General features: G+C 65.0%; 13 protein-coding genes. 8 read left to right on the top strand and 5 right to left on the bottom strand.

Features of this window, described 5'->3' with window-relative positions:
• Nucleotides 1-3: 3 nt before the first annotated feature.
• The 4 genes from RX329_RS33680 to RX329_RS33665 form a co-directional block, all read right to left on the bottom strand.
• Nucleotides 4-636, bottom strand: a complete 633-nt coding sequence (locus RX329_RS33680; protein WP_317244897.1) for a LysE family translocator — start codon at nucleotides 634-636, stop codon at nucleotides 4-6.
• Nucleotides 637-694: 58 nt separating this feature from the next.
• The gene (gene fabF / locus RX329_RS33675) at nucleotides 695-1951 is read right to left on the bottom strand and encodes a beta-ketoacyl-ACP synthase II (RefSeq protein WP_317244896.1); all 1257 of its coding nucleotides are present in this window, start codon (nucleotides 1949-1951) and stop codon (nucleotides 695-697) included.
• A gap of 1 nt (nucleotide 1952) precedes the next feature.
• The gene (locus RX329_RS33670) at nucleotides 1953-2468 is read right to left on the bottom strand and encodes a winged helix-turn-helix transcriptional regulator (RefSeq protein ID WP_018454901.1); all 516 of its coding nucleotides are present in this window, start codon (nucleotides 2466-2468) and stop codon (nucleotides 1953-1955) included.
• A gap of 411 nt (nucleotides 2469-2879) precedes the next feature.
• Nucleotides 2880-3887 carry a polyprenyl synthetase family protein gene (locus RX329_RS33665; RefSeq protein ID WP_007594965.1) on the bottom strand — a complete coding sequence of 336 codons (1008 nt, stop codon included), beginning with the start codon at nucleotides 3885-3887 and terminating at the stop codon, nucleotides 2880-2882.
• Between the two features lie 131 nt (nucleotides 3888-4018).
• Here RX329_RS33665 and RX329_RS33660 point away from each other — a divergent pair, with 131 nt between their 5' ends.
• From RX329_RS33660 to glyS, 6 genes are all read left to right on the top strand, one after another.
• Complete coding sequence (locus RX329_RS33660; RefSeq protein WP_007607161.1) at nucleotides 4019-4246, top strand: DUF2007 domain-containing protein; 228 nt, start codon at nucleotides 4019-4021, stop codon at nucleotides 4244-4246.
• Nucleotides 4239-5009, top strand: coding sequence for a tRNA1(Val) (adenine(37)-N6)-methyltransferase (locus tag RX329_RS33655; RefSeq protein WP_317244895.1), 771 nt, complete (start codon nucleotides 4239-4241; stop codon nucleotides 5007-5009). Before RX329_RS33660 ends, RX329_RS33655 begins: the two co-directional genes overlap by 8 nt.
• Before the next feature lie 211 nt (nucleotides 5010-5220).
• Complete coding sequence (locus tag RX329_RS33650; RefSeq protein ID WP_317244894.1) at nucleotides 5221-6129, top strand: S49 family peptidase; 909 nt, start codon at nucleotides 5221-5223, stop codon at nucleotides 6127-6129.
• A gap of 118 nt (nucleotides 6130-6247) precedes the next feature.
• A complete protein-coding gene (locus tag RX329_RS33645) occupies nucleotides 6248-6439 on the top strand; it encodes a hypothetical protein (protein WP_085352613.1) in 192 nt (63 codons plus the stop codon).
• Between the two features lie 193 nt (nucleotides 6440-6632).
• Entirely contained in the window at nucleotides 6633-7568 is a 936-nt protein-coding gene (locus RX329_RS33640) for a glycine--tRNA ligase subunit alpha (protein ID WP_317244893.1), read from the top strand.
• Nucleotides 7568-9667, top strand: coding sequence for a glycine--tRNA ligase subunit beta (gene glyS / locus RX329_RS33635; protein ID WP_204513856.1), 2100 nt, complete (start codon nucleotides 7568-7570; stop codon nucleotides 9665-9667). The genes RX329_RS33640 and glyS overlap by 1 nt, the downstream gene beginning before the upstream one ends.
• Nucleotides 9668-9935: 268 nt before the next feature.
• Here the strand turns inward: glyS and RX329_RS33630 are convergent, their stop codons facing one another.
• Nucleotides 9936-10289: a DUF1236 domain-containing protein gene (locus tag RX329_RS33630; protein ID WP_317244892.1), complete on the bottom strand. Its 354-nt coding sequence runs from the start codon at nucleotides 10287-10289 to the stop codon at nucleotides 9936-9938.
• 221 nt (nucleotides 10290-10510) lie between these two features.
• Here RX329_RS33630 and RX329_RS33625 point away from each other — a divergent pair, with 221 nt between their 5' ends.
• A complete protein-coding gene (locus RX329_RS33625) occupies nucleotides 10511-10666 on the top strand; it encodes a DUF3096 domain-containing protein (RefSeq protein ID WP_007594951.1) in 156 nt (51 codons plus the stop codon).
• Between the two features lie 96 nt (nucleotides 10667-10762).
• Entirely contained in the window at nucleotides 10763-13717 is a 2955-nt protein-coding gene (gene ppdK, locus RX329_RS33620) for a pyruvate, phosphate dikinase (protein WP_317244891.1), read from the top strand.
• Nucleotides 13718-14088 lie beyond the last annotated feature (371 nt).

Below are 14088 nucleotides of genomic sequence, written 5' to 3'. Positions count from 1 at the left end.
GCGCTATCCATTCACGGGCCGCCGCGCCAGTGCGAGCGACAGGCCGAGCCCTGCGATGAAGACGCCGGAGCCCTGGCTGAGACGTCGCATCAAATGCGGGCGTCCGATCAACTGCGTACGTGTCGCGGAGGCCATCAGCACCACCACGATATCGGCGAGCGTGTTCAGCGTCACCGAGAGCGCGCCCAACGTGATGAATTGCAGTGTCGGGTTCGATCCCGCCGGGTCAAGGAACTGCGGAATGAAGGCGAGGAAGAAGGCGGCGGTCTTCGGGTTCAGCGCCTCGACCAGCACGCCGTCGCGAAAGGCGCGCTTGTCGCCGACGGGCTTGCTGTCGAATGACGGCGCGCGGCTGGCGCTGCGAAAAGTCCTGATGCCGAGCCAGACGAGATAAAGTGCGCCGACGAATTTCACGGCGGCAAACAGCTCGGCGCTGGCAAGAATGATCGCGGAGATGCCGAAGCTGCCCGCGACCACATGAACCAGCCCGCCGAGCGCGGTGCCCGCGGTCGATGCAAAACCGCTGCCGCGCCCTTCCGATAGGGTCCGTGCCGCGACGTAGAAAATGCCGGGGCCGGGAACGGCGGCGATGAGACAAGCGGCGGCCAGGAACAGCCAGAAATTCGTGTTGATCATCCTGCTTTGGTAGCGATGCTTGCCGCGATTGCAAGGCCCGTCGACTAAGGCCCGTCGTTCAGCCCATCCGGCGGAAGATCACGCTGGCATTCACCCCGCCGAAGCCGAACCCGTTCGAGATCGCGTGCTGCATCGGCATCGGTCGCGCCACACCGGCGACGATGTCGATGCCGTCAGCGGCGGGATCAGGGTTTTCGAGATTGAGCGTCGGCGGCGCGATCTGGTCGCGCAGGGCGAGCACGGTGAAGACCGCTTCGAGGCCACCGGCGGCGCCGAGCAGATGCCCGGTGGCCGATTTGGTCGCGCTCACCGCGATGCCGCGGTGGCGGCCGAACAGCGCCGCGATCGCGCCAAGCTCGCTCTCGTCGCCGGCCGGCGTCGAGGTCGCATGCGCATTCAGGTGCTGTAAATCCGCGGGCGCAAGCTTGGCCTGCCGGAGCGCGATCTCCATGGCGCGCCGGGCGCCGTCGCCGTCAGGCGGACCCGATGTCATGTGATAGGCGTCCGCGGTCGTACCGTATCCGACGATCTCGGCGATCGGCGTCGCGCCGCGCGCCAACGCATGCTCCAGCTCCTCGATCACCAGGATGCCGGCGCCTTCGCCCATGACAAAACCGTCGCGGTCGCGATCGAACGGGCGCGAGGCGCGCGCGTCGTTGAACCCGCTCGACAGTGCGCGGGCCGCGGCAAAGCCGCCGAGGCTGACGATGTCGATGCAGGCTTCCGCGCCGCCGCAGATCGCCACATCAACCTCGCCCGCGCGGATCATGCGCGCGGCATCGCCGATCGCCTGAACGCCGGCGGCGCACGCCGTGACCGGTGTGCCCAGCGCTCCCTTGTAGCCGTATTTGATCGAGACGTGGCCAGCCGCGAGATTGGCGAGGAAGGAGGGGATCGTGAACGGCGACAGCCGGCGCGGGCCGCGCTGTTCGGTGATGCGCACCGCCTCCGCCATTGCCGGAAAACCGCCCACGCCGGAGGCGATGATCGTCGCAGTTCGTTCCTGCGCCGCCGCGTCCTGCGGCGTCCAACCGGCCTGCGCAACCGCTTCCGCGGTGGCGAGCAGCGCGAACAGGATGAAGCGGTCCATCTTGCGCTGGTCTTTCGGCGCGGCGGCCTGCGCGGGATCGAAGCCGCCCTCCGCGTCATCGGCCTTGTCGGGCACGAGGCCGGCAATACGTGCGGGCAGCGCCTGCGACCATTCCGGCAGCGGGCGCAGCCCGCTTTGGCCGGCCAGCAGCCGGCGCCACGAAAGTTCGACACCGCAGCCAAGCGGCGACACCGCGCCCATTCCCGTCACGACGATACGACGCATGTCAGTCTCCAGCCGGCGCGACGGCCGGGTTCATGGCTTTGAGCGAGGTCAGCCGTTTACGCATGACACGGCTGGCGCGGGGGCCTGCGACGACGACCGCATTGGTGAGCGTGATCGGCTGCATGTCGGCGGCATCGACCACGACCGGATTGAACGGACGACAATCGTGCCGGTTCGCGAGCAGGATCGCTTCGCCCATCGGTGCGAGATGCTTGTTGCCCCAAGCGAGCAGGGTTGCGACCACGGGGAAGAAGTCCCGGGCCTTGTCCGTCAGCACATATTCGTAGCGCGGCGGCCGTTCATTGTAGCGGCGGCGGACGAACATGCCGCTTTCGGTGAGATGGGCCAACCGCCGCGACAGGATGTTCGGCGCGATCCCGAGGCTTTGCGAAAATTCGTCGAACCTCGTTGCGCCCTGGAATGCATCCCGCAGGATCAAAATGCTCCACCATTCGCCGACCGTCTCCACGGCGCGGCCGACCGGACATTCCTGAATGGAGGGGGATTTGGGCTGCATGAGGGGAAGGTAGGTGAGTAGCTTGCAAAATGCAAGTTAGTAGGCGAACCGTTGGAACACTCCGACGGAGGTGTGCCGCAAGATGGCGCACAGGATTTGAATGCAAGTTGGAAGGCGGCCCTCGCACACCTAGCTCGTCATTGCGAGCGAAGCGAAACAATCTAGAGTCCCTTTGCGGGAAGATTCTGGATTGCTTCGCTGCGCTCGCAATGACGCTGTTAATGCGGTGGTGGCGCGTATCTCAACGATGTCGTCCCGGCGAAGGCCGGGACCCAATAGCCACGACTGTTGTTGTGGTGCACGATGGTTGCTACAGGCGCTAAGACAACGCTGACCGGGGTAATGGGTCCCGGCCTTCGCCGGGACGACACTGAAGGTGTGGCTACCAGCAAGCGCTAAGGATGCAGGTAGCTAATGCGACCGAGCCAGGCAGAACGCCACGACCTGCTCCAGCGCGCTCTTCATCGGCGAGGACGGGAACAGCGCCAGCGCGTCCACGGCCATGGCGCCGTAGTGCTGGGCGCGGCTGCGCGTGTCTTCGAGCGCGCGATGCTTGTTCATCAACCCGATGGCGTGGTCGAGGTCGGTGTCGCCGATCTCACCGCGCTCCAGCGCGCGGATCCAGAAGGCGCGCTCGGTGTCGTTGCCGCGGCGGAAGGCGAGCACGACGGGCAGCGTGATCTTGCCCTCGCGGAAATCGTCGCCGGTGTTCTTGCCGAGCTTGGCGCTCTTGCCGCCATAGTCGAGCACGTCGTCGACGAGCTGGAAGGCGATGCCGAGATTCATGCCGACCGAGCGGCAGGCGGTCTGCTCCGCCTTCGGGCGGTTGGCGATCACGGGCCCGACCTCGCAGGCGGCCGCGAACAGCTCGGCGGTCTTGCCGCGGATCACGGCGAGATATTCGTCCTCGGTGGTCGCGGTGTTCTTGGCGGCGGCAAGCTGCATCACCTCGCCCTCGGCGATGGTGGCGGCGGCCGCGGAGAGAATGTCGAGCGCGCGCAGTGAGCCGACCTCGACCATCATGCGGAAGGCCTGGCCGAGCAGGAAATCGCCGACCAGCACGCTCGCCTCGTTGCCCCAGAGCATGCGCGCCGACAGCTTGCCGCGACGCATCTCGCTCTCGTCGACGACGTCGTCATGGAGCAGGGTGGCGGTATGCATGAACTCGACGCTTGCCGCGAGCTTGATATGGCCGTCGCCGGTGTAACCGGCGAGGTTGGCCATGGCCAGCGTCAGCATCGGCCGCAGGCGCTTGCCCCCGGAGGAGATCAAATGGTTCGCGACCTCCGGGATCATGGTCACGTCCGAACCGGTCCGCGACAGGATCGTGGCGTTGACGCGCTCCATGTCACCGGCGACAAGGGCAACCAGCTCTTCGATCGACGCGCCGGGAGTTTCGAAAGGTACGATGACGGCCACGCCGGTCTCCAATATTTGCCCCGGAAGGGCTATTCTGATGGAAAGACAATAGAAACTGGACGGGGATGCGGCAAGGGCCGTGGAACCATTGACATTTGGCGCTTAATCCCCGTCAGGCAGGAGGCTGTGTTTTGCGAGAACTGGTTCGGACCAACGATATGGTGCTGGTGTCGGCGATCGGCGCGCTGCTCGACGGCGCCAACATCCATCATCTGGTGCTGGACCAGAACATGAGCATCATTGAGGGCTCGCTCGGCATTTTGCCGCGGCGGATCCTGGTCCACGAGGACGACGCCATCGAGGCCCGGCAGCTTCTGACCGAGGCCGGCCTCAGCCACGAACTGCGCGGCGATGAGTGAAGCCCTGACAGACCTCACCGAGGACGCCTTTCTCGGCGGGCAATTGCGGCTGAAGCAGAAGCGGTCTGGCCATCGCGCCGGGCACGACGCCATTCTGCTCGCGGCGGCGACGGAGGCGAGGGCGGGCGACCGTGTCGTCGATCTCGGCGCCGGCATCGGCACGGCGGGCCTTGCGTTGGCTCGGCGCGTCGCCGGGATCAGGCTCGGCCTGCTCGAGATCGATCCGGAGCTGGCGGAGCTTGCGCGCGCCAATGCGGCCGCGAATGCGATTGCCGCCGAGACGATCGTGCTCGACGTCACCGCGGACGCGCAGGCCTTCGCGGCCAGCGGGCTCCCGCCCAACAGCGTCGACGTGGTGCTGATGAACCCGCCCTTCAACGATCCCGCTCGTCATCGCGGTTCGCCCGATCAGGCGCGCCAGATCGCGCATGTGGCGACGGATGAGACGCTGAGTGCCTGGGTGCATGCGGCGCGGCGCATCCTCCGATCGCATGGCGCGCTGACATTGATTTGGCGCGCAGATGGGATCGCTGAGGTTTTGGCGGCGCTGTCGCGCGGCTTCGGCAGTCTCGCGATTCTGCCGGTTCACGGTGAAGCCGGGCGGCCCGCGATCCGCGTGCTGGTGCGCGCGGTCAAGGGCGGCAGGGCCCCGGCGCGATTGTTGCCGGGCCTCATGCTTAACGAGGAGTCACGCGTGTCGAAAAAAGAGGTGATGGATATTCTGGAGGGAAGGGCGGTTCTACCCCTGGTGGAACCGTGCTGAGCTATTGCGGAAGCGATTCCGACTGCTGCTCTTGCGGAGTCGTCAGGCGGATCGCCATGAACAGCGCACCGATCAGCAGCATCAGCAGATAGATTTTCATGGTGTTCTCCGCTGGCCCATTGCAGCCTCTCAACGGGTTTTCTGCAAAACACGTTCCGGGCCCTTCCAATGACAGTCGCGTGATAAGAAACGGTTAATCAGAGGTAACGGCATGGCCGAAAAATTGAACGATCGTGAGAGTTCCGGCCTGGCCGACAAGCTCATGCAATATCTGCCGGCGCGCTTCCGTCCCGGCACGGCCGTGGTGCCGGTGGTGCGGCTGTCCGGTGTGATCGGCGCAGTGACGCCGCTGCGCCCGGGCATGACGCTCGCGACGGTTTCGCGGGTTCTGGAGCGGGCGTTTTCGACGCGCAACGCCAAGGCGGTGGCGCTGGTGATCAATTCGCCCGGCGGCTCGCCGGTGCAGTCGCGCCAGATCTATCTGCGCATCAAGCAGCTTGCGGCGGAGAAGAAGCTGCCGGTGCTGGTGTTCGTCGAGGACGTGGCGGCCTCGGGCGGGTACATGATCGCGTGCGCCGGCGACGAGATCATCTGCGATCCGTCCTCGATCCTCGGCTCGATCGGCGTGGTCGGCGGCAGTTTTGGTTTCCAGGAGGCGATCAAGCGGCTCGGCATCGAGCGGCGCCTCTACACCGCCGGCGCGCACAAGGCGATGCTCGATCCGTTTCTCCCTGAAAACCCCGACGACGTCGCCAAGCTCAAGGCGCTCCAGCGCGAGATCCACCAGATCTTCATCGCGCTGGTGAAGGAGAGCCGCGGCGCGCGGTTGAAGGGCTCCGACGACACCCTGTTCACGGGCGAATACTGGGCCGGCGAGAGTTCGATCGCGCTGGGGCTCGCCGACAGCATCGGCGATCTCCGCTCAACTCTTCGTGCCCGCTATGGCGAGAAGGTTCTCACCCCCGTGATTGCCCAGCCGACCGGTCTGCTCTCCGGCCTTTTGGGCCGGAAATCGCCCGGCGCGGGGCAGCTTTCCGCCATGGAATCAATGGCCAGCCTGCCGGACGACCTGATCTCGGCGGTCGAGACGCGCGCGATCTGGGCGAAATTCGGGTTTTAGACGGAGCCCCTCCGCGCCATTTGGCCCCAAGGAGACTTGAAGCCGTGCCAATTGCGGCGCGGCCCGGTCTGCGCAAGAATGCGCGTGGGGGCTGAGCATTGTGAACAAGGAACGACCGATGCCGCCGTTCGTCGCATTCGCGGGCGTCCTGGGCGGGCTTGCCGTGGTCCGCTGGGCCTACAAGACCGCCGTCAGGATCAACCAGGAGCTGGAGGAGATGCGCCTCTCGCGCGTCGCCGAAGCCGCCCATATGGGGGCCGTCCAGACGCTGAAGCAGGATCCCGTCACCGGAGCCTATCGGCCGGGTTAGTTGCTGCAGACGTCATGGCCGGGCTTGTCCCGGCCATCCACGCCTTGTCTCACCGCACGAAGAACGTGGATGCCCGGGACAAGCCCGGCCATGACGGAGAACTAGGCCCGAATCACCCCTTCACCTTGATTCCCACCCCTGCCGTCGATACGGTCCCGCGCGATTCAACCCCCCGCGAGAGCCCGATCTGACGATGGACGCCTCCTTGCCCGCCCATATGCGCCCGGAACGCTCGTTCCAGGGCTTTATCCTCGCGCTCCAGCGGTTCTGGGCCGAGCAGGGCTGCGTGATCCTGCAGCCCTACGACATGGAGATGGGTGCGGGTACCTTCCATCCGGCGACCACGCTGCGCGCGCTCGGGCCAAAGCCCTGGAATGCGGCCTACGTGCAGCCCTCGCGGCGGCCCAAGGACGGCCGCTACGGCGAGAATCCGAACCGGCTGCAGCACTACTACCAATTCCAGGTGATCATGAAGCCGTCGCCGGCGAACCTTCAGGAGCTGTACCTGAAGTCGCTCGCCGCGATCGGCATCGATTCCGCCGTGCACGACATTCGCTTCGTCGAGGACGATTGGGAGAGCCCGACGCTGGGCGCCTGGGGCCTCGGCTGGGAGTGCTGGTGCGACGGCATGGAAGTCAGCCAGTTCACCTATTTCCAGCAGGTCGCGGGTGTCGAATGCGCGCCGGTCGCGGGCGAGCTCACCTACGGGCTCGAGCGCCTCGCGATGTACGTGCAGGGCGTCGACCGGGTCTACGACCTCAACTTCAACGGCCGCGACGGTGACGCGAAGGTCACCTATGGCGACGTCTTCCTGCAGGCCGAGCAGGAATATTCGAAGCACAATTTTGAGGTCGCCGACACCGCGATGCTGTTCGAGCAGTTCAAGATGGCGGAAGCCGCCTGCCGGAAATACCTCGATGCGGGTTGGAAAGATGGCAAGCGCGAGGCGCATCTGATGTCGCTTCCGGCCTATGACCAGTGCATCAAGGCAAGCCATGTGTTCAACCTGCTCGACGCGCGCGGCGTGATCTCGGTGACGGAGCGGCAGAGCTACATTCTTCGCGTGCGCGAACTGGCAAAAGCTTGCGGCGAGGCCTGGATACATACTGAAGCGGGCGGAGCGACCTGATGCCCGATCTTTTGCTTGAACTTTTCTCGGAAGAAATCCCCGCGCGCATGCAGGCCAAGGCGGCGGACGATCTGCGCCGCATGGTCACCGACAAGCTCGTCGCCGAGGGTCTCGTCTACGAAGGCGCGAAGGCGTTCGCGACGCCGCGCCGCCTTGCGCTTACCGTGCACGGCATCCCTGCGCGCCAGCCTGACCTGAAGACCGAACGCCGCGGACCGAAGATCGGTGCGGCCGACGCGGCCGTGCAGGGTTTTCTGAAAGCGACGGGTTTGACGTCGCTGGACGAGGCCAAGATCCAGCGCGATCCGAAGGGCGACTTCTACATCGCGCTGATCGAGAAGCCCGGCCGCGACGCCATCGACGTGCTCGCGGAAATCCTCCCCGTGATCATCCGCACTTTCCCTTGGCCGAAATCGATGCGCTGGGGCGCGCGCTCCGGCAAGCCGGGCTCGCTGAGCTGGGTGCGTCCGCTGCACGCGATCACCGCGACGTTCGGGCTCGAGACCGAAGAGCCCGATGTCGTCAAATTCTCGGTGGACGGCATCGAGGCCGGCCAGACCACTTACGGTCACCGCTTCATGGCTCCTAGCGCGATTTCCGTCCGCCGCTTCGAGGACTACGAAGCGAAGCTGAAGGCCGCAAAAGTCATCCTCGATCCGCAGGCGCGCAAGGACATCATCTTTGCCGACGCCAAGGAGCTGACCTTTGCGCAAGGGTTCGAACTGGTCGAGGATCAGGTGCTGCTCGATGAGGTTTCGGGTCTCGTCGAATGGCCCGTCGTCATGATGGGATCGTTCGAAGCGGAGTATCTCGCGATCCCCGACGAGGTGATCCGCGCCACCATCCGCAACAACCAGAAGTGCTTCGTCGTCAAAGATCCCAAGACGGGCAAGCTGACCAACAAGTTCGTGCTCACCGCCAACATCGAGGCGCCTGACGGCGGCAAGACCATCGTCGCCGGCAACGAGCGTGTGATTCGTCCGCGCTTGTCGGATGCGAAATTCTTCTACGAGACGGACCTGAAGACGAAGCTGGAAGACCGGCTGCCGAAGTTCGAGCAGATCGTGTTCCACGAGAAGCTCGGCACCCAGGCTGCGCGCATCAAGCGAATCGAGCGTCTCGCCGCAGAGATCGCGCCGCTCGTCGGCGCCGATGTCGCCAAGGCGACGCGCGCCGCGCATCTGGCGAAGGCGGATTTGCTGACCGAAGTCGTCGGCGAATTCCCCGAGGTGCAGGGCCTGATGGGCAAGTACTACGCGCTGGCCCAGGGCGAGGACGCCTCCGTCGCTGCCGCCTGCGAGGAGCACTATAAGCCGCAAGGGCCTGCCGATCGCGTGCCGACCGATCCGGTCAGCGTCGCAGTCGCGCTCGCGGACAAGCTCGACACGCTTGTCGGCTTCTGGGCGATCGACGAAAAGCCGACGGGATCGAAGGATCCGTATGCGCTGCGCCGCGCGGCGCTGGGTGTGATCAGGCTGATCGGTGAGAACGCACTGCGTATGTCGATCATGAAGATGGCGGCGTCCGCACTCGCCGGCTTGTCCTTGAAGCCTGCCGATGCGCAGAAGCTTCCGAGCGACCTGCTCGCCTTCTTCGCAGACCGGCTGAAAGTGCAGCTCCGCGAGCAGGGCGCGCGGCACGATCTGGTCGACGCCGTGTTCGCGCTCGGTGGCCAGGACGACCTTCTGATGATCGTCCGCCGCGTCGAGGCGCTTGGAAAATTCCTCGAGTCCGAGGACGGCAAGAATTTGCTCGCCGGCATCAAGCGCGCCAGCAATATCCTCGGCATCGAGGAGAAGAAGGACAAGCGCGCGTTCGAGGGCGCGCCCGACGCTGCGCTCTATGGCCTCGACGAGGAGAAGGCGCTGGCCAACGCGATCGGCGAAGTGAAGGCGGAGGCAAGCGCTGCTGTCGCGAAGGAAGACTTCGCTGCCGCGATGAGTGCGATGGCCAAGCTGCGTCCGCCGGTCGATGCGTTCTTCGAGAAAGTTCGCGTCAACGACGAGGATGCGAAGGTGCGTGAGAACCGGCTAAAACTGCTCAACGAGATCCGCAGCGCCACGCGTGCGGTGGCGGATTTCTCGAAGATCCAGGATTGAGCGCGTCTTGGCGCAACTGGACCCCGTCATGCCCGGGCTTGTCCCGGGCATCCACGTCCTTCTTCGCTCGCGGAGAGGCATGGATGGCCGGGACAAGCCCGGGCCATGACGACGGAGTTGGTGGCCGCAATTGCTGTGCGCGAAGAGTGCCCACACAAAAAGCCCCGCCCGGCGGGGGGAGGACCGGGCGGGGCCTGATGTCCGACTATACTGCTCGCGTCAGCCTGATTGATGTGACGCGCCGGACACCTAGTTGATACCGGAAACGTTAGTCCATCACCTCGACGATGCGCCGCGAGCGCGGCTCAACCAGCACGGTCTCGCCGTTTACGACGGTGTAGCGATAGGTGGTGGCGCCGAAACGTTGCGGCACGTCATAATAGGTGACGCCGCTTTCAGGTAAGGTGGCACCGACCACCACGCGATCCGGGATGCGGAAAGCCGGCACACGTTGTTCGACGACATAGTCGCGGAAAGCCGGCCGCTGCTCGACCGCAATGGTCGGGCCGCTCTCGACGACGACGGGCGCGCGTCCCACGGTGACGCTGCTTTGCGCGTGCGCCGCAAGGGGCGAGCCGATCGAGGCCGCGAGCGCTGCAAGAGCAAGAATCCTGTTCCGCATGGGCAACTCCTTCGAGAAGGTTTTCGGGAAGCGCCACTGGCGCGACCGGTTGCCAATGCATGCGTCTCCGCGATGTTCCGGAAAACGCCCGCCGCATTCGCGGCATTTTCGGGCAGTTTTCGCGAAGCCGGGAACTCGCGCGCCCCCGGTGCGTCTCTACCCGCGGAACCCAGTCCGCTATGATCCCGCCGCGATTCGCCCCACCCACGGAAAGAAAATTCATGCACATCACCGTCGCCCACATCTCGCCGATCCTGTCGCTGCTTGCGGGTGTGCTCATCCTGATCATGCCGCGCCTCCTGAACCTGATCGTCGCGATTTTTCTCATCATAAATGGTGCGATCGGGCTCGGATTGTTGAAGTGGCTCCATCTCTAGGCCTTCATTCTAGGGAACTCTTCGACTTGCGCGGACCTGCCCAAAGTGGTGTAAGGCGCGCAATTACCCATTCCTCTCGCAGGTTGTGTGCAAGCTATGGCCAAAGCCGCCTCGAAAACTCCAGCGAAAATTCCAGCGAAATCAAAGTCCTCCGCCAAGGCGAAAGCCGCGCCGGCGGCCCGCCAGGCACTTGCCAAGCGCGCCCCGAAGCCCGTGGCCAAGGCCGCTGCCAAGCCGGCTGTGAAGCCTGCCGCCAAGTCGGTTTCCAAGGCTGTTGCAAAGGCAGCGACGAAGCCGGTTGCGCCGAAGGTCGCCGCGAAGCCGGTACCGAGCAAGACTGCTTCAACCAAGGCTGCGCCTGTTGCGGCCAAGGCCGGCAAGTGGGTGTTCACCTTTGGGGACGGCAAGGCCGAGGGCAAAGCGGAGATGCGCGATTTGCTCGGCGGCAAGGGCGCCAACCTCGCCGAGATGGCCAATCTCGGCCTGCCGGTGCCTCCGGGCTTCACCATCCCGACCTCGGTCTGCACCTATTTCTACGCGCATGACAAATCCTACCCGAAGGAATTGAAGTCGCAGGTTGAGAAGGCGCTCGATCATGTCGGCAAGTTGACCGGCAAGATCTTCGGCGATTCCAGGAATCCGCTGCTCGTTTCCGTGCGCTCCGGCGGCCGCGCCTCGATGCCGGGCATGATGGACACGGTGCTCAATCTCGGCCTCAACGACGAGACGGTGGAAGCGCTGTCGGAACTGTCGGGCGATCGCCGCTTCGCCTATGACAGCTATCGCCGCTTCATCACCATGTATTCGGACGTGGTGCTCGGCTTCGAGCATCATCATTTCGAGGAAATCCTCGATACCTTCAAGGACAGCCAGGGCTACACGCTCGACACGGATCTCACCGCCGACGACTGGGTCGATCTGGTCGGCAAGTACAAGGACGCGGTCGCGCGCGAAACGGGCAAGGATTTTCCGCAGGACCCGCACGACCAACTCTGGGGCGCGATCGGCGCGGTGTTTTCATCCTGGATGAACGCCCGCGCGGTGACCTACCGCAGGCTGCACGACATTCCGGAATCCTGGGGCACCGCGGTCAACGTGCAGGCCATGGTGTTCGGCAACATGGGCGAGACCTCGGCGACCGGCGTTGCCTTCACGCGCAATCCCTCGACCGGCGAGAGCAAGCTCTACGGCGAGTTCCTGATCAACGCGCAAGGGGAGGACGTGGTGGCGGGCATCCGCACACCGCAGGACATCACCGAGGAAGCGCGCAAGGACTCGGGCTCCGACAAGGCATCGATGGAATCGGCGATGCCGGAGGCGTTCAAGGAGCTGACGCGGATCTACACGCTGCTCGAGAAGCACTACCGCGACATGCAGGACATGGAGTTCACGGTCGAGCAGGGCAAGCTCTGGATGCTCCAGACCCGCGGCGGCAAGCGTACTGCCAAGGCGGCGCTGCGCATCGCGGTCGAACTCGCCAATGAAGGCCTGATCACCAAGAAGGAAGCGGTGACGCGGATCGACCCCGCCTCGCTCGACCAGCTGCTGCATCCGACCATCGACCCCAACGCCAAGCGCGACGTGATCGCGACCGGCCTGCCGGCCTCGCCGGGTGCGGCCTCCGGCGAGATCGTGTTCTCCTCGGACGAAGCGGCCAAGCTTCAGGCCGACGGACGCAAGGTGATTCTGGTCCGGATCGAGACCAGCCCCGAAGACATCCACGGCATGCACGCCGCCGAAGGCATTTTGACCACCCGCGGTGGCATGACCTCGCATGCTGCGGTGGTCGCGCGCGGCATGGGCAAGCCCTGCGTCTCCGGCTGCGGCACCATCCGCGTCGATTACGGCCGCGGCACCATGAGCATCGGCTCACGCACCTTCAAGACCGGCGACGTCATCACCATCGACGGCTCGCTCGGCCAGGTGCTCGCCGGCCGCATGCCGATGATCGAGCCCGAGCTGTCCGGCGAGTTCGGCACGCTGATGAAATGGGCCGACCAGGTCCGCAAGATCGGCGTGCGCGTCAACGCCGACACGCCGGAGGACGCGCACACTGCGATCAAGTTCGGCGCGGAAGGCATCGGCCTCTGCCGTACCGAGCACATGTTCTTCGAGGAGACGCGCATCCGCACGGTGCGCGAGATGATCCTCTCCGAGGACGAGCAGTCGCGCCGCGCTGCGCTGGCAAAACTGCTGCCGATGCAGCGCGCCGACTTCGTCGAGTTGTTCGAGATCATGAAGGGCCTGCCCGTCACGATCCGCTTGCTTGATCCGCCGCTGCACGAGTTCCTGCCGCACACCCATGCCGAGGTCGAGGAAGTGGCGCGCGCCATGAACACCGACCCGCGGCGCCTGGCCGACCGCGCGCGGGAGCTGTCGGAGTTCAATCCGATGCTCGGCTTCCGCGGCTGCCGTATCGCGATAGCCTATCCCGAGATCGCCGAGATGCAGGCACGTGCGATCTTCGAAGCGGCGGTCGAGGCCGAGAAGCGCACCGGCAAGGCCGTCGGCCTCGAGGTGATGGTGCCGCTGATCGCCACCAAGATGGAGCTCGACCTCGTCAAGGCGCGCATCGATTCCACCGCGAAGGCGGTGATGCGCGACACCAACACCAAGCTGACCTATCAGGTCGGCACAATGATCGAGCTGCCGCGCGCCTGCCTGCTCGCGGCCGAGATCGCGGAGAGCGCCGAGTTCTTCTCATTCGGTACCAACGACCTCACGCAGACGACGTACGGCATCAGCCGTGACGATGCCGCAAGCTTCCTCGGCACCTACGTGTCCAAGGGCATCCTGCCGATCGATCCCTTTGTCGCGCTCGACCAGGAAGGCGTCGGCGAGCTCGTCAAGATCGGCGTCGCACGCGGTCGCAAGACGCGCCCCTCGCTCAAGGTCGGCATCTGCGGCGAGCACGGCGGCGATCCCGCCTCCGTCGCCTTCTGTCACGCGATCGGCCTCGACTACGTCTCCTGCTCGCCCTACCGCGTCCCGATCGCCCGCCTCGCCGCCGCGCAAGCCGCGCTCGGCAAGGCGATCGCGAGCCAAGCGTAAGGTAAGCGGCGAGTTGAATGTTGAGAGCGAAAGAGGCGGGGCCAAAACCCCGCCTCTTTCTTTTGAGGCGACGTTCTTGCCACACATTCAGTGTCATCGCCCGCGTAAGCGGGCGATCCAGTATTCCAGAGGCGGTGACGTGATAGGGAAGGAGCCGCGGCGTACTGGATGGCCCGCCTTCGCGGGCATGGCGGCTGTGGTCGAAGTGGCGATGGAACCGCGCGCGTCCCGTAATGACACGTGCGCGCAAGAGTTCCTTCACCATTCGCGTTGACCAGTTGTTTACCCCTTCGCGTGAGGGCGCATTTACCAAGGCGCATCATCGCCCCGTGAAAACACCTGCGATTGCTTGCGTGTGCCGCATGCTCAAC

The sequence above is a fragment of the Bradyrhizobium sp. BWC-3-1 genome (assembly GCF_032917965.1).
Classification (GTDB): domain Bacteria; phylum Pseudomonadota; class Alphaproteobacteria; order Rhizobiales; family Xanthobacteraceae; genus Bradyrhizobium; species Bradyrhizobium canariense_D.
The sequence above is the reverse complement of the archived record's forward strand: the minus strand, read 5'-3'. Positions and strand labels throughout refer to the sequence as shown.